Genomic DNA, 25,868 nt, shown 5'->3' with positions numbered 1-25,868 from the left:
TTGCTGTTCAGAATCCTCAAAAACTCTTTCCTCAAACGTCCCAAGGCTGTGCTCCTGATTTTCCTGTCGATCACCATGGGTGCCGCTGTTGCCACAGCTTTCCTCGGCATCTCCGGTGAGATTTCCCACAAGATGGCGCTGGAGCTGCGCAGCTATGGCGCCAACATCCTCCTGGAACCGTCTGCAGTGGAGGGCGGTTTTTTGCGCGAGGAAGACCTGCCGAAAATCAAGACCGTCTTCTGGAAGTACAATATCACCGGATTTACCCCCTATCTGTTTAGCATCGCCGAATTTTCTGCAGGGGGCAAAAAGGAACGGGGGGTTGTTTCCGGAACATGGTTCGCCAAACAGCTGGAAGTGCCGGGCGAGGACTCTTCCATTCAGGGGATAAAGGGAATTGCCCCTTGGTGGGAAGTACAAGGGCGATGGCCTGAAGATGCTGCTGAGGCAATAATCGGGGCGGCGCTGGCCAAACGGCTTAATGTCGTTGCCGGCGGTGATGTAACGACGATCGTGCGTGGCCGCAGCCAGCAGTTCCGGATTGTCGGTGTCGTCACTACCGGTGGCTATGAGGAGGAGCAGTTGTTCGCGCCACTGGTAACGGTTCAGTCGCTTCTGCAGCTGCCGGGAAAGGTTTCCCGCGTTTTGGTGAGCGCTCTTACGGTGCCCATGGATGATTTCGGCAAGAAAGACCCGGCCACTATGTCCAAGGATGAATACGAGAAGTGGTATTGCACGGCGTACGTGACCTCAGTGGCCAAGAATGTGGAAGAGGTCATGGCCGGTAGCCGCGCCAAACCGATCTGGCAGATTGCCAGCGCCGAAGGGGCTCTGCTGAAGAAGCTGAATAGTGTGATGCTGCTCCTCACCGTGCTGGCTCTGGGGGCTTCGGCCACAGCGGTATCCACCAGCCTGATGGCCTCAATGGCGGAGCGGAGTCCTGAGATCGCCCTGATGAAGGCGGTCGGGGCTGACCGTTTCCAGATCAGCGCCATTTTTGTCGGGGAAACCCTGCTCATTTCAATGGCAGGAGGGGTGGTCGGCTATCTGCTCGGTGACCAGCTCGCCGAGGTCATCAGCCGAACGGTCTTCAGCTCCACCATCGTATCCCCACTCTGGCTGTTCCCGACCGCTATAATCTCGGCCTTAAGCGTTGCCATAGCCGGTAGTGTGGTCCCTCTTCGCCGGGCGCTCCTGATCGAGCCGGTGCGGGTTCTGAAAGGATAATATGCACAGGCGCCGTTGGCTGCTCCAACTGATTTTACGTGCACTTGCCCATCGCAAGGGCCGCACCCTGCTTCTGCTGGCGGTGCTGGCCATGGCGTCGAGCCTGGCCACGGCCCTGGGTATCGTCTCGTCCTCAATGGGGAAGCGGGTGGCGGAAGAGGTCCGCAAATACGGGGCAAACCTGATCGTAATCCCCGAGTCAGCCCGTCTTGATGTCGGAAGCGGGGGGCTCAATTTCGGCGTTGTCAGCGAACCTGCCTACCTGCCGCAGCGTCAGGTGGAGGACGCCCTTAACAAAAGCGGCCTGAAGGTGGAGCGCTCCTTCCATCTGCGTGGCGCCATGCACTGGAAAGACAGCGACCTCATGGTGGAAGGGGTGAATTTCGCCGATATCCGCCGCCTTTTCCCCTGGTGGCAGCTAAAGGGCAGATGGCCCGCAGCCGGTGAGACGGTGGTCGGCAGCGATCTGGCAACCCGGCTGAAACTCAAGCCTGGTGATACGCTGGAGCTTGACGGCAAGGCTCAGACCTTAAGGCTGCGCATCTCGGGCATTGTATCTTCCGGCGGCGAGGAAGACGGCCTGCTGTTCCTGGCACTGCCGGAACTCCAGCAGGCACTCGGCCTGGACGGACAGCTCACCCTGGTCCGGCTCATGGTGACCGCCGGTAAAGACAGTCTCAAAAAGAACGCGGCCGAACTACAGCTGCTCCTGCCATCGGCAAAGGTCAACGAGGTGCGCCAGACCGCCCGGACCTCCGAGGGGTTGCTTGCCAAGGTAAAACTGCTGATGATCATGGTAACGGCAGTGGTACTGGTCTCTGCCGGAAGCAGCGTTGCCGGAACCATGAGCACCACGGTGCTGGAGAGGGGCAAGGAGATCGGGCTCATGAAAGCGATGGGCGGGACCCGTTGGGAGGTCATGCTGATCTTTTGCGGAGAAGCGGCAATGCTGGGGGTCCTGGGCGGGGTTGCCGGGTATCTCTTTGGCAGTGTTATTGCCCAGTTCATCACCAGAACGGTTTTCTCAGCCTCAGCAGAATTCATCCCTTGGTTCTCCGGCATATCCCTGGGGGTAAGTCTCTTTCTGGCTCTGCTGGGAAGTGTCGGGCCGATGATAGCGGTGTTTAAACTCGATCCGGTGAGAAGCCTAAGAGGGGAATAAAAGGATTATGATGGCAACAACAATCATTGAAACAGGCGGTCTGACCAGGAGCTACGGCGATATCTGCGCCCTGAAGCCGCTTGATCTGCAGGTCCCGGAGGGGGAATGGCTGTCGGTTATGGGGCATTCCGGCTCCGGGAAAAGTACTCTCATGAACCTGGTGGGGGGGCTTGACCGGCCCAGCGCCGGTTCTTTAATGGTTGGCGGGGAAGATCTGCTGGCGCTGTCCGAAGATGGCCTGGCACGTTTCCGCCGGGAATTCGTCGGCATAATATTCCAGCAACACCACCTTGTTCCTTACCTGACGGCCGTTGAGAATGTGATGCTTGCCCAGTATTTTCACAGTGTCCCTGATGAGGCGGAAGCCAGGTCGGCCCTGGAGCGGGTCGGGCTCGGCCATCGCCTGAAGAACCGGCCCGGCGAACTTTCGGGCGGTGAACAGCAAAGGGTCTGCATTGCCCGGGCGATAATCAACAGCCCGAAGCTCCTGCTGGGGGATGAGCCGACCGGAAACCTGGACCACAAGAGCACGGTAATGATCATGGAACTGCTCAAGGAACTGCGGGCAGAGGAGCGATTCACCGTTGTCATGGTAACGCACAACCAGGAAGTGGCAGCCTGGGGGGACCGGACCATCTACCTCGATGACGGGGTGCTGGTGCGTGAAGAACGGACGAACTCCTGATGGTTGCAGTGAAACTCATCCCCCAGCTCATCTCATGGTTCGGGATTGTCCTGGTCCTGTTGAGAGGGTTCCCCGGGCTTCGATCAGTCGTGACGACGACAAGCATATCCGGGTTCGCGATCGGGGTGTCCGGAGCTTTTTTCATGTTCCGTTCACTTCCGGCGGCGATTCCATTCGGGGCTGTAAAGTCGGCACTGGGAGTAAGTTTCCTCCTGCTCTGGGGGATATCCGTCGCTGCTATCTATCGCAGCACCGGCCGTAGGGTGACGATCTCCTCGGGAGCACGGCTTGTCAATACCTCGATCGGCGCTGGGACTGGAGCAGTTCTGGCAGGCATAATAACCGGGTTGGTGTGCGCCTGCCGGATTTCCGGAACCGACGGCAACTTCCCAAAGCTGCTGTTCCTGGTTTTGATCGCCGGAATTCTGACCGTTATCGCCCTGGCGGTGGAGAAGCGGCTGCCGGCTTCATTGACCGTGTCACCGTCGGGTATGCTGACAGCTGTTGTGGCACTCCTGCTTTTCTGCTCATCTTCAAGCCTCCGCCTCGACCTTTTTTCGCCATTAAGCATGAAGGTGATGAAGGGGGTTCATGATTTCGTTCATCAGTTCATGGAATCGGTTCTGATTCCGGATCACCTTTTCGTCCGTTCCGTTGTCTGGGGATACATCGGTCTCCTGTTCGGCAAAGAGGTAGGTTTCTGGGGGGGTATGATTATCTGGTTTACCCCGGCGATTCTGATTGCGCTGGCTATAAACTTCCAGAGATTGCCGTCGGTGGCCCATATCCGCCAGGGAGCACGCCGCCGAAAACTCCTCGCCGATGCCATCCGGAATAAACGGATGCTGCTGATAACACCTTTGTTTTCCCTGGCAATCTTTGCCGCAGCGGCTTATCAGAGCAGTTTCCCCAGTGTCGAATATTGGGACCCGAAACCTGAACCGGTCACGGCGAGCCCATCCGGGGAGATCTTCATTCCGAAGAAGGGAGAAATCAATCTGGAGGACGGCAAGCTTCACAAATACCTGTTCAAACAGGAAGGAAAGGAAGCACGTTTCTTCGTGCTGCTGTCACCAGCCGGGCAGTTGACCGTTGATCTTGATGCCTGCGCCATCTGCAAGCCGGACGGCTACGGACAGGCCGAAGGGTCGGTGATCTGCTACTACTGCAAGACTCTGATTCCGCTGGACACCGTGGGTAAACCGGGAGGATGCAATCCGGTGCCGATTCAATTCACCGAAAAAGCGGATGGTGTGGCCATTGACGGTATGACCCTCCTGAATGCCTGGAGTTCGACTGTCAGGGCAACGGCACGGGTAAAGGAGGGGGGGAAATGAAACGCCTGCTCCAAACTATCCTCACAGCGGCATCGTCCCGAGCCTTGCCCCCCCTTGTTGTCGGGTTCTTCTTTCTCGTTTATATCGGGATCGCCTTCTTCACTAATGAGACCTTGATTACTTTGATGGCCTTCACCCGCAATAGTCTTATCCTGGACGGTATTCTTGCCTTGATCCCGCTGAACAGCGCGCTCCGTATTCTGCAAGAAACGTGCTGGCACCTTAAAAAGCGCAGGGTACTGAACGGGAAAACGTCTGATGTCAAGCCGGCGCTGTTTGACGAATCCGTTGAACTGACGGCTGCGCCCTCTTTTTCGGACCTGCAGTCCCGTCTTGGCGCTGTGGGATACAAAACCCGGCGTTCGGAAAATGCAGTTACGGCCTGGCGTGGAGCCAGTATTTTCCCGGCACGGATACTCTTTCTGGCCGGGACGTTCTGCCTTTTCACCGGCATCCTCATAAGCATAACCACCCGGACCTCACACCGGCAGATGGTCGTCGAGGGCGAACCGCTGCCAGTACCGGAAGGGATCGGGGGCAGGGTAGAGCGGATCACCCTGGCCAACTCGTCCGGCCCGATACTGAGGAAGACCTTGACCATGGAGGTCGCTCCGTCGAGTTCAGGGTACGGGAAAAGGGTATTCGGGATATATCCGCCGTCCATGTATGGAGGGTCTTTCGTCTATCCCCGTTACCTGGGGCTGGCCCTTTTGCTGCGTTTCTCCGCTCCTGACTTGCCTGCGGGTATCGAGAAACACAGCATCCTGAATTGCTACCCGCCGGGAAAAGAGGCTAGCGAAGAAATCCCCGGATCACCTTATCGAATCGTGTTCAGCATTCCGGAACCGGTTGCCGGCAGTGATCGTTACATATCCTATATGACGGGTAATGTAACTCTCAAGTTCAAACTGCTGAAGGGCAAGGAAGTTCTTTTTTCCGGGAGCGCTCCAGGTGGCGGAGAATTTGTTCGCGACGGTTACCGGCTGGCTTTCCCCGACATAAGGCGTCTTGTGGTTACCGATTACATTGGGGATTATGGCGTTTTCTTTATCTGGGTGGCGGCGCTGCTATTTATTGGAGCAGGCTGTATCTGGCTGCCGGTACGGCTATTCTTCCCCCGCCGGGAGATGCTGTTCAGATATGATCAGGGTGTCGCGACCGCTTGTTCTTTGGCCGAGGGGGGAGCAAGAACGCACGCCGGGGTGTTTCACGAAATGCTCGATATGATTGATGCACGGAGAGGTGAGGCATCAGTTGTTTAGTATCCGCGGCTTGATGCATTAGCACAGCTCCTGCAGTTCCCGAATGGCAACAGCCCAAGTTTCACGGAGTAAACCTGCGAATGACGGTCCCGCAAAAACATGCCGTGTTCCGATTTGGTTTTTTAATCATCCTTATAGCAGCGCTATATGGCTCGACCCTCAGTCATGGTTTTGTGTGGGACGACGCCTTTATAATCGTCAATAACCCGCTTCTGGAAAAACTGAGCAACATCCCCCAATTCTTCCTTTCCGAAGACACAATCGAAGACTCTACCGGATATTACCGTCCTGTGACATATATCTCTTTTGCTCTGGATCGTGCCGTCTGGGGGGGAAATCCGACCGGTTACCACATCACCAATCTGGTCCTGCATATGGTGGCAGTGCTACTTTTTTACGCCGTGACTGCAGCGCTGTTCAAAAAGGAATGCCTGGCTCTTGTCGCCGCCCTGATCTTTGCACTGCATCCCATGGCAGGTGAAACCGTAAATTTTCTCTCCGGCGGCAGGAATACACTGCTCTCTGCCAGTTTTGCCCTGCTGTCCCTGCTTTTCTACATCAAGAATTATCGGATTCCTGCGGTCGCCTGTTTTGCTGTGGCAATTTTTTCCAAAGAATTCGCACTGTTGCTGCCGATGGTTTTCCTCGTTTATGATTGCCGGATACTGAGGGAAAAGATTCGTTTCAGCAGGTATATCCCGTACATGATTCCTGTTACCATCTACCTGATTCTCCGCTCTGTCGCGGTCCAGAAGGCAAATTTTCTCGCGGGAATCGGTATCTCGAACATAATTACGGCGCCATATCTGGTGGTAAGATACGCACTGAACATGATCGTCCCGGCGCAGCTGAAAGTCTTGTACAACGTTCAACCGGGCATGGTTGCCGGGATACTATGTTCAGTGGTTATTGTGGTCGTGATTGGCGCTGTTATTGCCTTCAGAAAGCATGCTGAACTCGTGTTTTCAGCCATCTGGTTTATTCTCTTTCTCCTCCCTGTCATCAATATAATCCCGATTCATTCAACGACAATGATGGCCGACCGGTATGCCTATTTTTCATTGATGGGCTTTGCTCTCTGCCTGGCGTTCATAATCTGCAGATTTAATGGGAAGGGCGTGGCAGTCGGAATCGTGACCCTTTGCACGCTGTATGCTTTTGTCGGGTTCAGTCGAAACAGCATCTGGAAATCTGAGATCGGATTTTTTACCCGCATGACAAAAGACGCTCCGGATACGTTTGTGGGGTTTAGAAATCTCGGGTTATCGTATTATAAACAGGGCCAAATCGCCCAGGCGGTGGCCAACCTTGAAGCCGCCGATTCCAAACCGGATATAGCAACAAAATATCTGATTGGAGATTCATACATATTCTGGAAGGAAAATATGCCGGGCAAGGCTGAAAAGCCATTGTTCAAGGTTATGGAACGGGAACCGCTCAATCCGGAACCGTATCTGGTATTAATGATGATGGACGAACAATATGGGAATATAAAACGGGCGCACTCATATCGCGATAAACTAAACGAAATGGGGCATGGAATAGACAAGATACTGGCTGACAGGACCGTTGAGTTGTGTCGTGCCGGAGAAACATATCTATCCAGACGGCAGTTCGTCGATGCGGAGATTTTTTTCTGGCAGTCACTGAAAATCAATCCTGATTATATCCCGGCTCTCATTGACATGGGAAGCCTGAAAGCGGAACAGGGAGATTATGCAAATGCGATGGCGTACTTGAACAAAGTGCTGGCAATCGACCCATTGAATAGCACGGCACACTTTAATCTATCGGCACTGTACAGGATGCAAGGAAGATTTTCAGATGCTCAGAACGAAATGATCAAGTTCAGGGATTCGGAAGCCGTGGCGCAACATAAGAAGGGGAGCATAAGCAGCAGTAGCCCGACAGCAGGAGGGCATCAATAGCCTGACCAGGAGGCTGGCCTTTCAATGTTTGCCGAGTATCCTGATGGAATCGAGTAACGAACTCGCGTAAGCTGCATTCAGACGTTGCAACTGGCGGTATTCCTGCTGGGCGAAGTCGCTGTTTCCGGCAATGAGATAGGCATATCCCAGACGATAGTGGCTTTCCGGGTCGTTGGCGTTGATCCATACCGCCTGTCGGAAGGCTTCAATGGCCTCGGAGTTTCTTCCCGCTATCAGCAGTGAATTCCCCAGATTCCTGAAACCTTCGATCCCTTTGGGATTCAGTCGTACCGATTCCTGGAAATGCTGCAAGGCTTCATCGTTGCGGTTGTGCTGGGCAAGGAGGATCCCCATGTTGTTGTGGGCCAGCCAGTTCCGCGGGACCACGGCCAGGGCATGGGCAAAGAGGTCGTGGCTGTTCTGCCAGTAGCGGATCTGTTTGATTGTCACCACTGAGAGGATGACAATGACTGCTGCCATTCCGCACCCAGCCACCACCACCCCGTGGCGCCATTGCCCAGCCAGCTCCGTCACCCCCCACACGATGATCAGAAACACCCCGATCAGCGGAACGTAGGTATACCGGTCCGCCAGGGCCTGTCCCCCCACCCGGATGAACCCGATCACCGGCACCAGCGTGATGAGATACCAGAGCCATCCGAACAGGAGATAGGGGCGGCTTTTTCTCTGCGTCGCCACCAAAACGGTAATGGCCAGCAGCAGACCGAACGCCCCGGCAACCTTGAGCGGAGTGACGGCGTCAGACTCGAAAGGGTAGAACAGTGCCAGATCGGCGGGCCAGAACATGTTACGGATATATTTCACATAAGAAATCAGGGCATTACCGCTGTGCAGAAGCATGGAACCCTGGTCAGTCTGGAGCAGCGCCCCGACAACAGCATGAGCCCGGAGGATCATGAATGAAGCGGCAGCTGCCAGCACCAGGAGAGGGATTTTTTCTGCCAACAGGGTCTTGGCATTGACTCCGGTTGCTCTATTGAGTGGCCAGTAGTCCATGAGCAGCAGCACGATCGGCAGTGTCACCGGCATCTGTTTGGCCATCAGCCCAAGGGCAAAGAAGATGGCCACCGGGAGATAGCGTTTCATGGATGGCTTGCCGGCGTACCAGACATACAGACACATGGTTAGGAGCCAGAAAAGGGTGGAGAGGAGATCCTTGCGTTCGGCCACCCAGGCGACCGACTCCACGTGCAGGGGGTGAAGCGCAAACAGGAGCGCCACCGCGAGGCTACGGCCGACAAAACCGGTAAGACGGCAGAGCAGGGCGCAGAGCAGCAGGGTATTTGCGGCGTGGAGGATAAGATTAGTGGCGTGATGCCCTGCGGGATTCGAGCCGAACAGCGACACGTCCAGCATGTGGGAGAGCCAGGTGAGCGGATGCCAGTTGCCGGCGTGAAAGGTGGTGAGCGCCCAGAGGAACCCATTTAACGACAGTCCCTGCTGCACCACCCTGTTGACCGTGACGTAAACGTCGTCGTCAAAGTCGATGAAGTCATTATGCAGCACCGGCCAATAAACAACGACGGTCACCATGGCAACCAGGCAGAGGGCTGACGCAAACCGCCACTTGTTGTCCGTGACATTACTTTTCACCGGTTACCTCGGCATCCATGTGTACCATTCCGGGGTTACGTGCATCAGGAACCAGGGGAAATCATAGGAAATGAACAGCAGCGCCGTTGCCAGCGCCAGAGCAAGCCGGATGCTCCGGTTCTGGAAGAGCTGCAGCAGGTAGTGGCTTGACAAAACTGAGGCTGGGACCAGGATGGGGAAGATATAGCGGCCATACACGGTGAGCGATGGTTCTCCGTAGTTGAGATAGGAATCATAGTTCAGCATGTACATGATATATCCCGCATAGAAGAGTGCCACTCCTGTCATTCCAGCGGCTAGCCATCCCGATTTCGCTGGACGGTAGCGGATGAGAAAGCCCACGAATGCCATAGCCATGATCAGATAGAGCGGCACCATCCAAGGTGTGCTCTTGAACATCCCCAGATGGGCCTTGATGCCGAAGATGGTAGCGGACATGATCTGTAACCAGACCCCGGCGTAGCCGGGCGGGGTCAGCCAGAGCTTGGGGTTGGCTTTCAATTTTTCATAGTTCATCAGGAGGTAGAAGGTATCTGCCTTGTCGCTGGGATGCTTGATCTCCCCTGCCTTGATCAACGCATCCATGTAAGAGATTTTGCCGTCCTTGTAGTCGTTGAATATCCTGCCGCGCGCATCCAGTCGATACTGCGTTGCGGCGGAAGGGGATACGACGGTTGCCATTTGCGGGTTCAGGGTCCCGTAATGCCGATAATTCCCTCCGTACAGCTGCAGGTTCAAGCCAATTGTGACCAGTAGCAGCAGGGAAGCAGCAATCGCATAACTGGTCTGTTCCCGGAAATATCGACCTACGGCAGCCGTTAAATGGGCCAGGTATTTACCTTCATGGACCAAGAGTAGTACGTTCAAGGCTAGAATCAGAGGGAGAAAGGTGACTTTGGTCAGGCTGCCTGCCGTCTGGCAGAGCCACGAGGCGGCAAGGAGACCGCCTGAGCGCTCCTTGAAGAAGGCAAACTGGAAATAGATGGCCATTGCCGCAAGGAGGTTCGTCAGGTTGTCGTAAGACACGGAGGCTGACAGAAAGGAGAACATGGCGGTATTGGTCATGACGATCAACAGAAGCAGTTGGGCCAGCCGGTCGGAAGTCAGGAGCAACAGGGTCTGCCGGGCGAAGTATACCGTTCCGAAGGCGAGGGGGATATTCAAGAGACGCAGGAAGACCAGGTCGGAAATGCCGAAGATATTGAGGTGGAGCAGCTTGCCCATGACAAAGTAGTAGAGCCATGGGATGTTGGTGACCAAGCCGAACTCGTAGGTTGCGGGAGAGTTGCCGGGAAACAGGAAGACCTTCGAGAATACCTGGCAGATACCGGCGTGGGTCACCTCGTCCGGCGGGATGAACGAGGAGATGTTCAGGGCGAAAAACAGCAGACGGGCGCCGAAATAAGCCAGAAGTATACCCGTTGCCCACTTCAGAAAAGAGGCGGGGACTGAATAATCCTGGTTCGTTGTTGCTGCCAGCTGGCTCTGTTTCGGCGCTGATCCTGATGACATTGTTGCCAACCCTTCCTGTTCGGTCAGTTAGCGCAGCATGGTAGCAACTAAGTGCGGAATAGTCAATTTTGTCCGCCGCAACCCGAGCTTTGTTTATCAGCAATTCTATGGTATGTTTTTTACCTGAAAACCCACATTGCAAGGAGCTTAAGAATGAAGAAAAACGTTTTTGTCGCTGCAACGCTGAGTATAGTTTTGCTGTCAGGTGCCCTCGCCTGTGATGCTGCCCAATGGGTGAAGAACAACACCGACATCCCCAACAAGAACGTGGAGGCGAATTACTACGATGGCAAGAGCGTCAAGGTTCGTAAGGGCATTCTGTCCTGGACCGAGAAGACCATCCTGACCGATTTCGGCTCTAAATACTATACCAAGCATCTTTCCTCGTATCCTGCCTGCCAGAAGAACATCGAAAAAATGGGGGCTGTCACCCACCACCAGATCGACCTGGAGATCAGAAAAGGGAAATTCAGAACCGTTGCCAAGAGAAACTACAACAATGCCGATCAACTGGTCTGTACGGACAAGGATATGGGAACCGAGCTGAACAAGTCATGGCAGGAAATTCTCTATCAATCCCCCATTTACTTCAGGGAGTATGAGCTGGTGACGAAGTACAATCTCGGGGAAATATGATCTGATCTATCATCAGGGGCGGCGTTCGCTCCGCCCCTACGATGTTTCAACCATCGCCGCCAGAGAACGCCACGACATCTCCTTGGCAGCGAATGTCGCAACATTTTTTGCAAAATCAACATCCCTGTGGTTGAGAAACCATGTTATCCCCTCGGCAATGGCCTCGGGACTGTCCGGGGCCACGATCTTGCCCGTGTAACCATCCCTGATGACCTCGCGAAATCCACCCACGTCCGTTGCCAGAACCGGTTTGGCAAAGCCGTAGGCAGTGGCTATGACTCCCGATGTCCTGGTGCGGCGATATGGTAGGACCACCAGATCCGCCTCCTCAAAGAAGCGGCCCATCTCCTGGTCGGAAACGTAGCGATCGATGAGCTCCACTTTATCCGAAATGCCCAGCTCATCGATCAGCCCAATGTATACTCCCTTGTCGTCCCAGAATTCGCCGGCGATCCGCAACGAGATGTCATGTCTTCTCAGGATGCCCATTGCCCGCAGCAGAACATCCAGCCCCTTGTACGGTCTCACAAAGCCGAAGAACAGCAGATGCAGGGTGTTGTCCTGCTCGCGAGCATGACTGGTTTCGTACCGGAACAACGGCAGCAGATGCTTCTTCACCTTTGCGGCCGGGTTGAATGCCAGGACTTCCGCTTTCTCCTGCTCGGAGTGGACAATCAGGGCATCGGCTCTGCTTAGGGTTATTTCAGTCAGCAGCTTTTTCAACCGGCCGTTTTCATGCTCATAGACGTTGATGCAGAGGAGAACAACCCTGATCCCCTTCTTCTTCAGTCTCCCGGCCAGGTACAGGTACATGGGAGTGAAGTAGGTGACCCACCAGGGGAGGAGGACGATTTCGGCCCGAAATGCAACTATATTCCGCACAGCGGCATGCCAGGTCAGGGGGTTGATGGAGTCGAGTGCGAAGGTGACACGGCTGAACTCATGGCGGATGTCGTCGCGGTCAATGTCCGGGTCAGTCTGGCTTTTTCTGCCGTACAGCAGCTCGGGATACTGGCGCCGGTAGCTGAGCAGCAGCAGTTCGTGCCGTTTCTCCAGCTCCTGCCCCAGAGAGTGGCAGTACTTGGCGATCCCGCCCGGAAGGGGGGAATGGGGGCAATAAGGCAGATTCTCATGGGGTGCGGCCTGTCATCAGTTCAAGCCTGTCCTTGAACAGCTTGCAGAAGTTCTCCCGGTTCAGCAGTCGCAGGTCGCTGCGGTTTATTCCCCGGTTCAGAACAAGGGAGCGCACGACCGTGCAGATGATTGCTGCGGTGGCGGTTATCATCCTGCTGGCTCCCAGCAGTCCCGGCAGGCTTTCCCGGCACCTGATGCTGCAGGCGGTGTACACCCTGGTGATCGGTGCCCAACTGAAATGCCGGCGGGTAACGGCAAGCGCTTCCTCGCTGTTGTCGATGAGCGCAGCCCGGTTCATGGTTTTGGACGACCCGTGGAGCCGGTAGGTTGCCAGCAGCTGCGGCAGGTAGCAGCACGGAACGCGCCTGGCGAGCCTGATCCAGAGATCGTAATCCATGACGAACCTGAGTGACATGTCCAGTCCCCCGACCGCTTCGAAGTCGTCTCTCCGGAAAAAGGCCGTTGGCTGGCAGATGATATTGGCCACGGCCAGCCTCTCAAGAGAGAACTCTTCAGTATGATAGGCGCCGATGATATCGCCTGACGGATCAATGTAACGGGCATCGCCATACAGGAGACCCAAGTCCGGGGTGGTGCGGAAAAAGTCGGTTACGGTCTGCAATGCCCCCGGCAGATAGGTGTCGTCGGAGTTGAGCCAGGCGAAGATTTCTCCGGATGCCATGCGGAACCCCTTAATCAGGGCATCGGTCTGCCCCTGGTCCTGCTCGCTCAGCCAGCGCAGGGAGATTCCACTGCAGCGTACCGGCCACTTTCCCTGTTTAAGACGGTCATCATACCGCTTGATGATTGCGACGGAATCGTCGGTCGAGCCGCCATCGACGATGAGGTAATCGATAGCGAATTCTCCTTCCTGGCTGAGCACGCTTTCAATGGTCTCGGCCAGGAACTCCCCCTGGTTGAAGGAGGGGGTGACGATGGAGATTATGGTATCGTTTTTCATCTGCCGATGATCTCCCGGTAGAGCGCCAGATGCCGTGCGGCAACCTTGTCCAGGGCAAAATCCTGTTCCGCTTTCTTCCTTGCCTGCACCGATGTCTCGTGGATTCGCGCGCTGTTCTCCAGCCCCCAGGTTATTCCCCGCGCCAGATCGGCAGTCTCGTAAGGGATTGCCAGGTATCCGCTGCGCTCGTGGTCGATCAGGTCCGGCACCCCGCCCTGGCGGAACGCCACGCAGGGGGTGCCGCAGGCCATGGCCTCCATGGCGGCATAGCCGAGAGTTTCCTGTATGGAGGGGAACACAAAGAGATCCGCCGCCGTATAGATGGAAGCGAGGCGCGAGTCATCATCCTGCCATCCCAGGTTATGGACCCTGATGCCGCAGATCTCGGGGAGTGGCTCGTTTGCTCCGAACATGACCAGCTCCAACTTGTTGCCGGAGGCGGACGCCGCAACATGTTGCAGGGCCTCTGCCAGCAGATGGAACCCCTTGTTACGGTCGCTGGTTCCCCCTTTGGCACCGAACAGGAGCAACTGACCGTCCCGGGGGAGGGAGAGCGCCTCACGAGCCTTCTGCTTGTCGCCAGGCGCAAATCGGTTGATGTCGATGCCGTTGGGGATCACCTCTACCCGGACATGGCGAAAGAGCGAACTGGTTTGGGCGCAACCGGCCATCCAGCGGCTCGGTGCCACCAGGGTAAGGTTCATGCCTTGCCAGGCCTTGTCCTTTCGCTGCCAGACCTGGCGGGAAAGGTCGTCTGCTCTAGTTGAGTTGAGCACCGGGCAGCTGCCGCAATCCTCCCGGTAGCGGGTACAGTCACCGGGAAGATAACAGCCGCCGGTGAAGGGCCAGGAGTCGTGGAGGGTCCAGACGAGCGGTAGTTTAAAGCGGGCCAGCGTCTCCAGGCGCATCATCCGGGCGACCCAGTGGAGATGGATGAGGTCGGGGGCGGTTTTGGATGCCAGTCCCGCCAGTCTGTCGGGAAGACTGGCGGCGCAGAACGGGCCGTTGGTCTTTCCCGGATCGATTCCGTTGAGGAGTTGTTCGATGGAAGGCCGCATCCTGGCCGATACCTTCCCGCAGAGTGATGCCGGTCCGGTGACCAGGGGGTCATGTCCAGATTTTCGCTGCACATGGAGCCGGGCGTCCACCTTCTGGCTGCAAACCCCATGCAACAGCCGTGTGGCTGCCTTGGCCGCCCCCCCCTCCAGATCGGCACCGTTCAGGTAGAGGATCTTCATCTGGTCCAGAACCCCCGGATCTTTTCGGCAAACAGCTCCACCGGCCAGTCTCGGACCAGGTGGCGTGGTATCTGAAAGGGTTCGGTCCAGCTATGGGCCTGGCCGGGGAAATTGGCGGCCGCTTTGATGAAACCCGCTTCACGGCACAAGGTCATGCTCTCCTTCGTATAGTCGCTACGGCGGCCAAAGGGGTAGGAAAAGACCCGGATTTCCCGCCCGATCCAAGTCTCCAGCTGCTGTTTCGAAGTCATGATCTCTTCCTTCTGCCCGGAGCTGGAAAGTGCCGCAAGCCTCGTGTGCGATACCGTGTGGGCGCCGATGGTGACGAGCCTGCTTCCTGCCAGGATTCGCAGTTCTTCCAGGGTCATGGACCGGTGGCGATCGTTCGGCGCCGTTTCCATTTCCGCCCATCCACGCACCCGGGAGAGCCACTCATTTCTCTGCCGGGGCGTCGCGTCGTTCATCAGCCGGACCAAACCATCATACATGACGCGCCGTTTTACCTCGGTGACTGTTCCCCACGATCCGGTGCCCAGGTCAAAATGCGGCGGCAGCTTGTGTGTACCCAGGATCAGCCGCTGCAATTCGTGCCACCAGAACTCCTGGCCGGTGCCGATGTTGCCGGTGGTGACGAAGAAGGTCGCCGGTACGGCCAGTTCCTCCACGATCGGCAATGCCTCCAGGAGATTGTCGGCGTAGCCGTCGTCGAAGGTGACAGCGATGGCTGGTTTCGGAGTCCCGGCCCAATCAGCCTCGAAACGGACCAGCGGGAAATTGTCCTTGAGATATTTCATCTGGGCGCGGAAGTTTGCCGGGGTCACGGCCAGCATCTCCGGGTCAGATGCCAGGGTCGCCACCCGGTGATAGACCAGAACCAGTACCGGCGCGTCGAGGCGGTTCAGCAGCCGGTTGATCGGGGTTAACACCAGTTTACGCGCCGCTTCTGAAAGTCTTCCTGCAAAGGCTGTCATCGAGAGACCTTTTGCCCGTCTCTGTTGGTGTAGATGTAATAGTCAAGTGCGTGATGATGCAGCTCCGCCACCTTGACGAAAGGTGAATTAGTCACTATGGCTTCATGGTACTCAGGATTGAAATAGATGATGGTCACTTTCCTGGGGGCCTTGACCAGAGAATTGCTGATGTTCCTGATGACGCTCTCCATGACGTGGCCCGGAAACGGGCTGAAGAAATAGAAGTAGTTGTACCCGTCCAGATCGAGGAAATTCGTCGCGTCGCTGACCCTCATCTCCGCATTGGCGATGCCGAGTTTGGCCAGATTTCGTCGGGCAATGGCCACCAGTTCGGGAGAGATCTCCACCCCCATGATTCGGGCAAAGGGGTAATGGGACATGGTAATGAGAGCCCCACCCTTGCCGGAGCCAAAGTCCACGATAGCATCCTGCGGGGTTATCTTCAGGCTGTCGAGCACCTTTGCCAGGTGGAGCCCCCCTGAATTGGCGTAGTAGTGGCACCGCTCTTCCGGAAGCTGCAGTTCGGCAAGATAACTGTTCCTCAGGTCGATCTTCTGCAGATGGACACGGATGCGAAAGATGAATTCGCGCCACTCGCCATGAAACAGCAAAGACAGGGCGTTTACAATGTCAGTAGTCAATGCCATGCACATACCTCGGGCTCAATCAGAGCTTCCAACTCTGCGAGGTCCTCTGCGCTTTCCGGTCACAGTATAATGGACCTGCCGCCAAGCTTTTATGAAATGAGGAGAAACCATGGACTTGATCCATTTAACAGCCCTCATTCTCCCCAATTCAGTCAAATTGCTCATGCCATACGCGGCATGCTCCAGTCGGCCTGAAAGATTGTTCGGCCAGATACGGACTTCATGACAAGAAACAGGGGCAGCCCGCCAATGCGCCTTGTAGGGCTGGTCGCCGCGCGAGAAGTCAAAGGTTTTACAGCCGTTTAAGATAGCAAGTTGAATTGAGGCCAGTATTGAAAGGTTGCCCGGAGAGAATTCGGTGATCGAAGGATCCATTCCCGCCAGATATGAATAGACAGATTTCCTGCTCATGAACTGGTACTCAACTGAGATGGGTTTGCCATCGTATTCCAGCCAAACAAGCAGTAATTGATTGCGCTTACATAATTCAAGAGCGACTGTTTCGTGGAACTCACGGAACCTTTGGTCGCTAAAACAACCCTGCGGCTTGGCTGGCTCGCTCCAGCGGGCGCTGTGGAGTTGCAGAAGTATTTCAAAACCCTTATGGAAATCTTCTATGCCTGAAACTTTATGCACACTCACCCGGCCTGACTCGAGATATCGCTGCTGCAGACTTCGGCACTGTTTACGATGTGACTTGGAAAGAATCATCAGATACTCTTCCCAGGTTGGTGGGAGCTCTATTTCCCAGCGGTTATGGAGCGATCTTCTGAGTACCGGAAATCCCATATCGGCCATGCATGCTACCGTTGAGTTGATGTTGATGTCATCAGCATCGACCGAATCGAAATGTACTGCGTTCCACTCATGCTTTATATCGAGGATGAACTGGGCCACAGCATGGCTCACTACTTCTTCACACTTGTCAGCAGCCAGCCAGGTAGTGTGGTTAGTAGAGGCTTCACCTGAACCAAGAAGGCAGACAGTCCTGCGTTTTCCCTGAACCCGGATATAGAGCGGTGTCAAGCCGACAAGAGTCCCACCCTGTTCATGGAAAAGCAGTACGCTCAACTCATCCTCAGGCGCAGCATAATATTTCCACCAGATAAGGAGCCATTCCGGGGACCGCATCGGAGTGCCATCAGCCAGAACTCGCCATGCATCCAAAGAAGCTTCCAAGTCTGCTAGGCAGCGGATCCGAGTCGTTATAAGAGGTGTTATTCCCACTAGGCGAAAAGCTCCATAATTTACCAGTAACAACCCCTTTCTATCTTGTCCTTGTTTGCCGGGGTTTCCGTTGGCAGAGGGCGCACCCAGTGCTCATTGAACAGTTTTGCCGTGCTGTCGGCATACTCACGCTCCCATCGCTTTCCTTTTATACCGAAGAGTATCTGGGTGACGCCGCCGAGATGGATCGCCTGCTTGCCCAGCTGCTTGGCGAACGCCGCCAGCGGGAGGCCATAGGCGCCCGCTCCGATGATGCAGATGTCGAAATCGATCTTTGTGATCCCATCGCACATGTGGCGATACGCATCGAACCAGGTGGCGAAATCCACCCGCGAACCGGCAATGGATTGTACTGTCTTGAGTGTCTTCAGCTCGAACTCAGGCAGCACGTCAGGGCAAGAAAAGAGCAGGCGCCGCTTTTCCGTATACTGCTTCTGAATCGACTCGGAGAAGGGGTGAACGACCAGCACCTTCCGGCCGGCCAGCCTGCTGCTCCAGGGATTGCCGAACCGGAACGGTTCAAGGCTGTCAAAGTCTACCAGGTCGGCCTTTCCGCAATAGGTATTGCAGATCACATCTTCGTACGGGTTGAACCAGACCCCCATGGCATCGACCTGTGGCAGGTGCTCCAGGTACAGTTCCGCAAAGGCGTCGAGGGACGCGTCATCGACCGGAAAGAAACCGGCGGGGTTGGCCATGGTGGCTTTGATCTTCCCGCTGTACCTCCTGTCTGCCCCGCGCCGCTTTTCCAGATAGAAATGGAGGCAGGATAATTCCACCGAACCGAGTCGGGCAACCAGCAATGGTTCGTTCCTGGAGACCAGTTCCGCAATGCGGTCATTCCCTTCCTGACTGAAATGGATCTCCCGGTGGTACCCCGTTCCGCGAAATCTGATCAGGTCCTCTTTGGTGATGGTCACGAGGTGAAGGGCCTGCAACGTATCGAGAAGCCGATTGATGCGGAGCAGTTCCCGCTTTATGAAATCATTGATAATGCTCATTGTTTTCTTGATCCAAACCCCAGAAAAGCCCTTGTGTACAGGGTTAAAAGGTCTCGCCTGAGCAGGCAGGGGAAGAGTACTACGGATGCTCCCTGGGCGAGCAGGTATGAGAAAACGGCACCCATGATCCCGAATTTCCTGATCAGGAAAAAGTTGGCAATAACGCTGACCAGCGCCGCCAGGAACGTTCCGACCAGGTTGGCGATCCGCACGTCGTTGTTGATCACCCACAGCGTCTGGGCCATCCCCTGAAAAATGAAGATAATTACAAACACCAATGCACTCAACAGAACTGCCGATGACCGGAATTCCGCCCCGTACAGAAGACTCACCACCCATGGGGACGCCACCGCAGTCAGCCCGGCTCCCAGAAAAGCCACTATAGCAAAGAAACGGAATATTATCACGAGTGCATCCTGATACTCCGTTTCGCCGCGGCTTTTCATCCGGGCGACAAACGGTGCCAGGCTGGCGACCAGGGTTGCCGGGATGACATTCCATACCTGGACCAGGGTGAGCGCCGCGGCATAAATGCCGAGTTCCTTTTCACCGAGCATTTCCTTGAGCATGATCTGGTCGATTCTCATGTACGCGGTTATCATTACTCCGGTAGTGGCAAGCGGCCAGCAGAGGTGCAGGAGTTTTTTCGCCTGGACAATGTCGGCGCGCCACCGGCCGTCGGTCGGAAAGCGCCGGTAGGCAACGAACAGGGCAACCGCCAGTGCGGCCGATTCCAGGGAGATAACACCGGCAAAGGCGATCAGTGGAGCCTTGGTGAGCAGGAGAAAAACCCGTAAGCCATTGGCGAAAAGATAGGAGGCGAGCTTTGCGAGAACCGTCCGTTTGCTCTGGCTCTGGCTCTCAAACCAGAGGTCAACCGTGTCGGATGCCTGGAAGACCAGCATTGCGCCGACTATGACCGTCATTAGGCAGATCTGCGTGTCATCCGGATGGAATAGATACATCATGCCTGTGGCGGTCAGCCAGCAGACGATACCGCTGACAATCCGCAATCTGAGCGACGTGCCGAGAATGACGCCGGTATCGCCCTGATTTCGGGCAATGTCCCGTACGATGAAGCCATCCGCTTCAAGTCCGGCGATGACCTGAAAAAAGGCGATGAAAGCGATGATGTAGGCAAGTTCCCCGAACCGGGCAGGGCCGAGATAGCGTGCGACCCAGGCGCCGACGCTCACGCCGATAATCATCCGGAGGACCCGGTCGAACAACAGCCAGCCGGTGTTGCCGACTGCCTTTCGGAGGTGGGGCCTTCCTTCCAGCCATTCTCTGATGATGCCGGGCAGGTATCCGGTCCAGGCTGAATTCATCGGAGCAGGGTCATCCTTTCAGTGCTTCCAGATACTGTTCCCGGAACTGCTCGACCAGGTATTCCGGCCGCAACGCCCCGGCTGTTTTCGGTTCATTCAGTTCGGCGATGACTGCATTTGCCAGGGCAGGGTGATCGTCGTAAGGGACAAGCCTGCCATATTCCCCGCTGTTCAGGATTTCCCGGATACCGTCCACATCGGTGCCGACCACACGGGTTCCGGTCGCGAGGGCTTCGATGACGGTGATACCGAATCCCTCGAAAATGGAAGGCACGACAACGCATTGGGCCTGGTTGTACAATTCGTTCAACTGGTCATCGGGAACAAAGCCGAGGAACCTGACCGAGCGCTCCAGATCCAGCCTGGTAACAAGCGTCTGCATTCTTTTCAGGTCCCTCCCCTTACCCCCAACCAGCAAGAGGGCGTCAGGAAGCTGTCTGCGCACGAGAGCCATGCTCCGAATCAGGAACTCGATCCCCTTGCGTTTATCGATCCGGCCGATATAGAGCAGTGCGTGGGGCTTTTTCTGCATCTTCATCTGGTGAAACCTGCCGGTGTCAACGGCATTATGAATGACCCGGATTTTGTGCTCGGGAATCTCGTAATGCTCGATCAAAGCGGCTTTTGTCGCTTCCGACACCGCGACGATCCGGTCGGCGAGCCGGTATGTCCTCTTTTCAAAGGGGAGGAATATGATCTTCCAGAACTGTGAACGGATATGGCTGATTTGCTGATGATAGGTGTGGTGGCAGGTGACAATGACCGGAACCGGGAGCCGGCGGACGCAGAGTACTCCGCCCGGGCCGGCATGGATATTCAGGCTGCCCAGATGATAGCGGGAAATTATCCGTTGGGCATTGAAGTGAAACCAGAGGGAAACGCCAGCCTGCTTGAGAAAACGGACTGGAAGGTAATCGATTGGAATGTGGCGGGGCAGCGAGTTGATTGCCGGGGAAAAGAACAGCAGATCCTTGTCCATTAGGCTTACGAACATCTGATAGGTGTGCCTGCCGATACCGCCGATCAGCGGGTAAAAATCGTAGGTAATGACCCCTGTTCTGATAATACACCTCTGACGCGTAGTTATTGCTGTTGGTTCTTACGGGTGCCTGAATGCTGGTCTTCCGTTCCGGGGTATTCCAGCTTTTTCACCCTATACTGGACATCTTCCATTAGGCGACGGTTAACCGCCAGGAGATCAGCCAGAAAGGCGGTCAGCATGGTCTGGAAGCCGACACCCAGCAGTATTGAAGCCAGTATCAGCGATTGCACATGCCCGGCGCCATCACCGGTAAAATAATAGTACAGGAACCTGATTGCCCCGAGCAAACCGAGAGACAGGGCCGTCAACCCTACCGACATGAAAAATCTGAAGGCTTTGTACACGACGAAGATCCTGACGATCGTGACCAGGGATTTTCTGATGTAGGAAGAATTGCTCTTTACGAGGCGCGACGGACGCAAGTTGCAGTTGACGCGCACCGGAACCGCAGTAGTGGCAATGCTTTTCTGGCCCGCCTGGATTATGGTTTCCAGTGTATAGGTGTAGTCGTTAAAGACATTGAAACGCATGGCAGCTTCGCGGGTCATGGCCCGGAATCCGCTTGGCGCGTCGGGAATATTGGTCTTGCTGACAAAGCGTACTACGGAACTGCCGGCCTTTTGCAGTATCTTTTTTGCCAGGGAAAATGACGCGATTTCGTTGATGGGACGGGCACCGATAACTACATCGGCTTTACCTGCAAGGATCGGAGCGACCAGCGCCGGAATATCGGCAGCCATGTACTGGTTATCGGCATCGGTGTTGATAATGACGTCTGCACCCAGTTTGATGCAGCTGTCGAGCCCGGCCAGAAAGGCCCGTGCCAGACCCTGGTTTTGGGTGAAGCTGACCAGATGGTCTACGCCGTTATTCAGGGCGGTTTCAGCAGTGTCATCCGTGCTGCCGTCATTGATGACCAGCCATTCCACGCTGTCAAACCCCGGCACATGACGCGGCAACTCTTTCAAGGTAATCGGCAACGCATCGGCCTCGTTGAAGCATGGTATCTGGATGATGAGTTTCATATGCCTTGTGCCTCTCACACCTGAAGCAATCGGGAAACCGGTGTTGATATATCATTTATTGGCGGAAATTGCCCGTTTTTTCATGGCAGATGATTAACTTGGCCAATATTAATCATGGAACATTCGGGTGCAATATGATAAATTCGGCTCATATTACAGCGAGAAACCGATTCCATTTCGGTGAACTCCCGGGAGAATCCAGATAGAAACGGCAGCACGCCCCAGCAGAATCCTCTTTGTAACCCCCCCCTATCACAGTGGTGTAGACGAAACAGCCGGTCGCTGGATACCGCTCGGCATGGTGTACCTTGCCGCGGCAGCGCGACAGGCAAACGTGTCGGCGTCGATTTACGATGCCATGGCCAAGGGGCACGGCTACCAGGAGATGGAGCACCATTTTCGTGAAGGCCTGGCGGATTATGTGGCCTGCAGCGCGATCACCGCTACCATCAATGATGCCGTCAAGACCCTTGAACTGGCCAAAAGTATCAACCCGGATACCGTAACCATCCTTGGCGGTGTTCACCCGACCTTCATGTATGAAGAGGTGCTGGCAAGCTCTGCTGCTGTGGACTACATCGTCATCGGGGAAGGGGAGATAACGCTGCAGAATTTGCTGGAGGTGCTTGAGGCCGGCGGCGATCCCGCGTCGGTACCCGGTCTTGCCTTCCGTGCCGCTGACGGCGCCGTTATTGCCACCGCTAGGCGCACCCTGGTGGAAAATCTTGACGACCTGCCGGCGGCATGGGAACTCATCGACTGGCCTGACTATACATGTCTGGTCATCCCCGGTTCACGCCTTGGGACAATCAGCACCTCCCGCGGCTGCGATCACGATTGCGCCTTTTGCTCCCAACAGAAATTCTGGGAGCGGTCCTGGCGTGCCCGTGATCCGCAGAGGGTGGCCGACGAACTGGCATATCTGTATGGCACCCACCAGGTTAATGTCTTCCTGCTCGCCGATGAGTATCCAACCAGAAACAGGGCGCGATGGGAAGACCTCCTCGATGCCGTCATCGCCAAAGATATCCCTGTTTATCTTCTGATGGAAACCAGGGCCACGGACATCATCAGGGACAGGGAGATCCTCTGGAAGTACCGCAAGGCGGGGATTGTCTACGTCTCCATCGGTATCGAGACCGCCGAGCAAGGTTTTCTGGACGCCATGGGCAAAGGGCTGGTAATCGAAGAAATCAAAGAGGTCTTTGATCTGCTGCGGCAGCATGAGATCGTATCCGAGGGTTCTTTCATCCTTGGGTTACCCGATGAGACCCCGGCAAGCATCAATAAGACCATCCAACTGGTCCAGCAGTACAACCCGGATATCGCGAACTTTCTTACCTACACCCCCTGGCCGTATGTTGACGGATACGCGGACCTGGAACCCCTTATTCGCGTCCATGATTACGGGAAATACAGCATGGTGGACCCTGTCCTGGAGCCGCGCAACATGGGGATGCTTCAGGTTGAAGTAGCGCAGGCGGACAGCTACCGCCGCTTTTACATGGGGAAGATCATCGAATTCATGACCATGAAGGCGACCTTCCGGCGCGACTATCTGATGGGCATCACCAAGCTGTTCATGGGAAGCGCTTTTGTGATGAGAAAACTGGGTATCGGGATACTCGGCAAGATCCCGGCAAAGGTGGAAGAGTTGAGAAGAGGAAAAGGCTGAGATATGCAACCCAAAGAGCTGGCGGAAAAAATAGCGGCCGGGCAGCCCCCCGTAGTGGTGGACGTCCGCACCGGTTTTGAGTTCAGGGCCGGCCATATCGAAGGAGCGATCAATGCCCCGATCTGGAAAATCATGCTGCGCCTGGCGCCACTCCCCGCGGATAAACAGGCGGAGATGGTTGTCTTGTGCGAACTCGGGCCCCGGGCGGTAATGGCCAAGGCCTTGCTCGGCCTCTTCGGTTATCGCAACATGATACTTCTTAGCGGCCATATGGCAGCCTGGCGGCGTTCGGGTCTTCCCTTGGAGAAGTGATGGGCGAGAATATTTTGGAGAGCATGCCTCAAGCCATCGGCAACCAGGGTACGGTGCTGATAGTAGAAGACGACCGCAATACCGCCGCGCTGGTTGCCAAGTATCTGGAGCGGGAGGGCTTTTCGACAGTGGTGGTCCATGATGGTGGACAGGCGATACCGGCTGCTGACGACTGTAATCCGGTTTTCGTGATCCTGGATGTGATGCTGCCTAACCTGGATGGCTGGGCAATTTGCCGGGCATTGCGCAGTAGTTCCGATGTTCCGGTCCTGATGCTTACGGCGCGGGAAGAGGAGGCTGACCGGGTTGCGGGGCTGGCCATGGGCGCCGATGATTACGTGGTCAAGCCGTTCAGCCCCCGGGAACTGGTGGAGCGGGTCAAGGCAATCCTGCGGCGCAGCAGGCCGGTTGCTCCCGCTGTTATGGCAGTCCTATCGTATGCCGGGTTGGAGCTGGACCCCGAGAAGCGCCGGGTGACCCGAAATGGAAAGCTTGTTACCCTGACAACATGGGAATACAAGCTGTTGCATGCCCTGATGAGTTCTCCCGGAAAGGCCTTTTCCCGTGACGAGCTCCTGAGCCAGTGCTATCAGAACAGCGAGGCGGTTATCGACCGGGTCATTGACGTGCATATCGGGAAGCTGCGCCAGAAGATCGAGGACGATCCTTCCCGCCCCTGTTTCATTCAGACGGTGCGCGGCCATGGGTATGCGTTCAGCGAGCACCTGGGGGAATAGATGCGACAGCGGCTGCTCTGGAAACTGTTGATAGGCCATTTTGTCCCGATATTCGCGATTTTCTCGCTGGTGGTCTGGCAGGCTGTGGACAAACGCGCGGCAGAGTACTACCGGGAACTGACCGAACGGTTTCACGTTGCGCCGCTGGATGCGCATAACCGGTTTCTGGAAGCGATCCACCAGCACATGTTCTGGGGCGTCTTCGCTGCCCTGACCTTTACCCTGCTCTTTACCTATCTCCTGACCACCTGGGTTCTCCACCCCCTGTTGAAGATCACCGACATCACCAAGAAAGTTGCCGACGGCAATTACTCCGAACGGGTCAACGTGGTTTCCCGCTACGAAGGGGGGCAGCTTGCCGATGCCTTCAACCATATGGCCGAGAATCTGGAGACGATTGAAAGGCTGCGCAAGAACATGGTGGCCGACATATCCCACGAGCTGCGCACCCCGCTGACCAACCTGCGCGGATACCTGGAAGGGTTGAGCGACTCCGTCATCCCGCCGGACAAAGAGACCTTCCAGATGCTGGAGCAGGAGGTCCTGCGTCTGGTCAACCTGGTTGACGACCTGCAGCAGCTGGCAAGAGCCGATGCCGCCAGGGCGTTTCTCGACTGCCAGAAACTATCCCTTCATGAGCTGCTCGGTCAGATCATGGATCTTTACCGGCCGAATTTTCAGGAGAAGCAGATTGAGGTGCAGTGGCGGCTTGATCCCGGGAGCGATCTGGTGACTGCAGATCGGGACAAGCTGCTGCAGGCGATTCGCAACCTGGCAGACAATGCCTGGAAATACACGCCGCGGTGCGGGAGCGTCACGATCTCAGCGCAGCGTTCCGGCGACGGCATAAAGACCGTCTTCACCAACAGCGGCGCAGTAATCGCGGAGAAGGATATCCCCTATCTGTTCGAGCGATTTTTCCGGGCGGACCGGTCGCGCTCCCGGGATGCGGGGGGGGCGGGTATCGGCCTGGCGATCGTCAAGGAGCTGATCGAAGCGCACGGCGGCACTGTGGGTGCGGGAAGCGACGAAAGCGGCACAAGCGTCTGGTTCACGCTCCCTGATTCATGTTGATAGGCTGAAAGCCGTTCGGAAACCTTTCCTGCCTTTGATTTAACCCCGTCTTTCTTTACCAAATCTTTACATGACAATGTCAGTTTCCTTGTTAAAGTATTCCAGAAAACATTATCGGATCAGCTGCACCGCC

At 55.9% G+C, this 25,868-nt stretch carries 23 protein-coding genes; 11 read left to right on the top strand and 12 right to left on the bottom strand.

Annotation, left to right across the window (positions count from 1 at the left end; translation table 11 throughout):
- The 6 genes from OR1_RS01495 (at position 1) to OR1_RS01470 (ending at position 7,601) form a co-directional block, all read left to right on the top strand.
- Positions 1-1,227, top strand: a complete 1,227-nt coding sequence (locus OR1_RS01495; protein WP_041969479.1) for an FtsX-like permease family protein — start codon at positions 1-3, stop codon at positions 1,225-1,227.
- 1 nt (position 1,228) lies between these two features.
- A complete protein-coding gene (locus OR1_RS01490; RefSeq protein WP_041969478.1) occupies positions 1,229-2,389 on the top strand; it encodes an ABC transporter permease in 1,161 nt (386 codons plus the stop codon).
- A 10-nt stretch (positions 2,390-2,399) separates the two neighbouring features.
- Entirely contained in the window at positions 2,400-3,074 is a 675-nt protein-coding gene (locus OR1_RS01485; protein WP_041969477.1) for an ABC transporter ATP-binding protein, read from the top strand.
- Positions 3,074-4,411, top strand: coding sequence for a DUF2318 domain-containing protein (locus OR1_RS01480; protein ID WP_041969476.1), 1,338 nt, complete (start codon positions 3,074-3,076; stop codon positions 4,409-4,411). Before OR1_RS01485 ends, OR1_RS01480 begins: the two co-directional genes overlap by 1 nt.
- Positions 4,408-5,673, top strand: coding sequence for a hypothetical protein (locus OR1_RS01475; RefSeq protein WP_041969475.1), 1,266 nt, complete (start codon positions 4,408-4,410; stop codon positions 5,671-5,673). Before OR1_RS01480 ends, OR1_RS01475 begins: the two co-directional genes overlap by 4 nt.
- Before the next feature lie 80 nt (positions 5,674-5,753).
- Entirely contained in the window at positions 5,754-7,601 is a 1,848-nt protein-coding gene (locus tag OR1_RS01470; protein WP_041969474.1) for a tetratricopeptide repeat protein, read from the top strand.
- Positions 7,602-7,622: 21 nt separating this feature from the next.
- Here OR1_RS01470 and OR1_RS01465 read toward each other — a convergent pair whose 3' ends face one another.
- Positions 7,623-9,215, bottom strand: coding sequence for a tetratricopeptide repeat protein (locus OR1_RS01465; RefSeq protein ID WP_052440188.1), 1,593 nt, complete (start codon positions 9,213-9,215; stop codon positions 7,623-7,625).
- A gap of 3 nt (positions 9,216-9,218) precedes the next feature.
- Entirely contained in the window at positions 9,219-10,727 is a 1,509-nt protein-coding gene (locus tag OR1_RS01460; protein WP_041969473.1) for a hypothetical protein, read from the bottom strand.
- 153 nt (positions 10,728-10,880) lie between these two features.
- Between OR1_RS01460 and OR1_RS01455 the strand changes: the two genes are divergently transcribed.
- Positions 10,881-11,363 carry a hypothetical protein gene (locus OR1_RS01455; protein ID WP_041969472.1) on the top strand — a complete coding sequence of 161 codons (483 nt, stop codon included), beginning with the start codon at positions 10,881-10,883 and terminating at the stop codon, positions 11,361-11,363.
- Between the two features lie 36 nt (positions 11,364-11,399).
- On the opposite strand, the gene OR1_RS01450 is transcribed toward OR1_RS01455, so the two are convergent.
- From OR1_RS01450 to OR1_RS01405, 10 genes are all read right to left on the bottom strand, one after another.
- Complete coding sequence (locus OR1_RS01450; RefSeq protein WP_370543319.1) at positions 11,400-12,401, bottom strand: glycosyltransferase; 1,002 nt, start codon at positions 12,399-12,401, stop codon at positions 11,400-11,402.
- Positions 12,402-12,492: 91 nt separating this feature from the next.
- Complete coding sequence (locus OR1_RS01445) at positions 12,493-13,458, bottom strand: glycosyltransferase family 2 protein (RefSeq protein ID WP_052440186.1); 966 nt, start codon at positions 13,456-13,458, stop codon at positions 12,493-12,495.
- Positions 13,455-14,696 (bottom strand): glycosyltransferase family 4 protein, encoded by a 1,242-nt coding sequence (locus OR1_RS01440; RefSeq protein WP_041969471.1) that lies wholly within the window; start codon positions 14,694-14,696, stop codon positions 13,455-13,457. Before OR1_RS01440 ends, OR1_RS01445 begins: the two co-directional genes overlap by 4 nt.
- Positions 14,693-15,667, bottom strand: coding sequence for a polysaccharide deacetylase family protein (locus OR1_RS01435; RefSeq protein ID WP_041969470.1), 975 nt, complete (start codon positions 15,665-15,667; stop codon positions 14,693-14,695). The genes OR1_RS01440 and OR1_RS01435 overlap by 4 nt, the downstream gene beginning before the upstream one ends.
- On the bottom strand, positions 15,664-16,314 hold the full coding sequence (locus OR1_RS01430; protein ID WP_160295191.1) for a methyltransferase domain-containing protein: 651 nt from the start codon (positions 16,312-16,314) through the stop codon (positions 15,664-15,666). Before OR1_RS01430 ends, OR1_RS01435 begins: the two co-directional genes overlap by 4 nt.
- A 15-nt stretch (positions 16,315-16,329) precedes the next feature.
- Positions 16,330-17,481 (bottom strand): GNAT family N-acetyltransferase, encoded by a 1,152-nt coding sequence (locus OR1_RS01425; RefSeq protein WP_152609773.1) that lies wholly within the window; start codon positions 17,479-17,481, stop codon positions 16,330-16,332.
- An 80-nt stretch (positions 17,482-17,561) separates the two neighbouring features.
- On the bottom strand, positions 17,562-18,542 hold the full coding sequence (locus OR1_RS01420) for a hypothetical protein (RefSeq protein ID WP_052440185.1): 981 nt from the start codon (positions 18,540-18,542) through the stop codon (positions 17,562-17,564).
- Complete coding sequence (locus OR1_RS01415) at positions 18,539-19,870, bottom strand: flippase (protein ID WP_041969467.1); 1,332 nt, start codon at positions 19,868-19,870, stop codon at positions 18,539-18,541. Before OR1_RS01415 ends, OR1_RS01420 begins: the two co-directional genes overlap by 4 nt.
- A 10-nt stretch (positions 19,871-19,880) precedes the next feature.
- A complete protein-coding gene (locus OR1_RS01410) occupies positions 19,881-20,885 on the bottom strand; it encodes a glycosyltransferase family 4 protein (RefSeq protein ID WP_272946184.1) in 1,005 nt (334 codons plus the stop codon).
- Between the two features lie 68 nt (positions 20,886-20,953).
- Positions 20,954-21,937 carry a glycosyltransferase family 2 protein gene (locus OR1_RS01405; protein ID WP_041969465.1) on the bottom strand — a complete coding sequence of 328 codons (984 nt, stop codon included), beginning with the start codon at positions 21,935-21,937 and terminating at the stop codon, positions 20,954-20,956.
- A 196-nt stretch (positions 21,938-22,133) separates the two neighbouring features.
- Between OR1_RS01405 and OR1_RS01400 the strand changes: the two genes are divergently transcribed.
- The 4 genes from OR1_RS01400 to OR1_RS01385 are packed head-to-tail and all read left to right on the top strand — an operon-like array spanning position 22,134 to position 25,735.
- Positions 22,134-23,612, top strand: a complete 1,479-nt coding sequence (locus OR1_RS01400) for a cobalamin-dependent protein (RefSeq protein ID WP_370543318.1) — start codon at positions 22,134-22,136, stop codon at positions 23,610-23,612.
- Between the two features lie 3 nt (positions 23,613-23,615).
- A complete protein-coding gene (locus tag OR1_RS01395; RefSeq protein WP_041969463.1) occupies positions 23,616-23,924 on the top strand; it encodes a rhodanese-like domain-containing protein in 309 nt (102 codons plus the stop codon).
- Positions 23,924-24,661, top strand: coding sequence for a response regulator transcription factor (locus tag OR1_RS01390; protein WP_237754193.1), 738 nt, complete (start codon positions 23,924-23,926; stop codon positions 24,659-24,661). Before OR1_RS01395 ends, OR1_RS01390 begins: the two co-directional genes overlap by 1 nt.
- Entirely contained in the window at positions 24,662-25,735 is a 1,074-nt protein-coding gene (locus OR1_RS01385) for a cell wall metabolism sensor histidine kinase WalK (protein ID WP_052440184.1), read from the top strand.
- Positions 25,736-25,868: the final 133 nt, after the last annotated feature.

The sequence above is a fragment of the Geobacter sp. OR-1 genome (genome assembly GCF_000813145.1).
GTDB lineage: Bacteria > Desulfobacterota > Desulfuromonadia > Geobacterales > DSM-12255 > Geoanaerobacter.
Note: the sequence above shows the minus strand (reverse complement) of the source record. Positions and strands in the feature narration are given on the sequence as shown.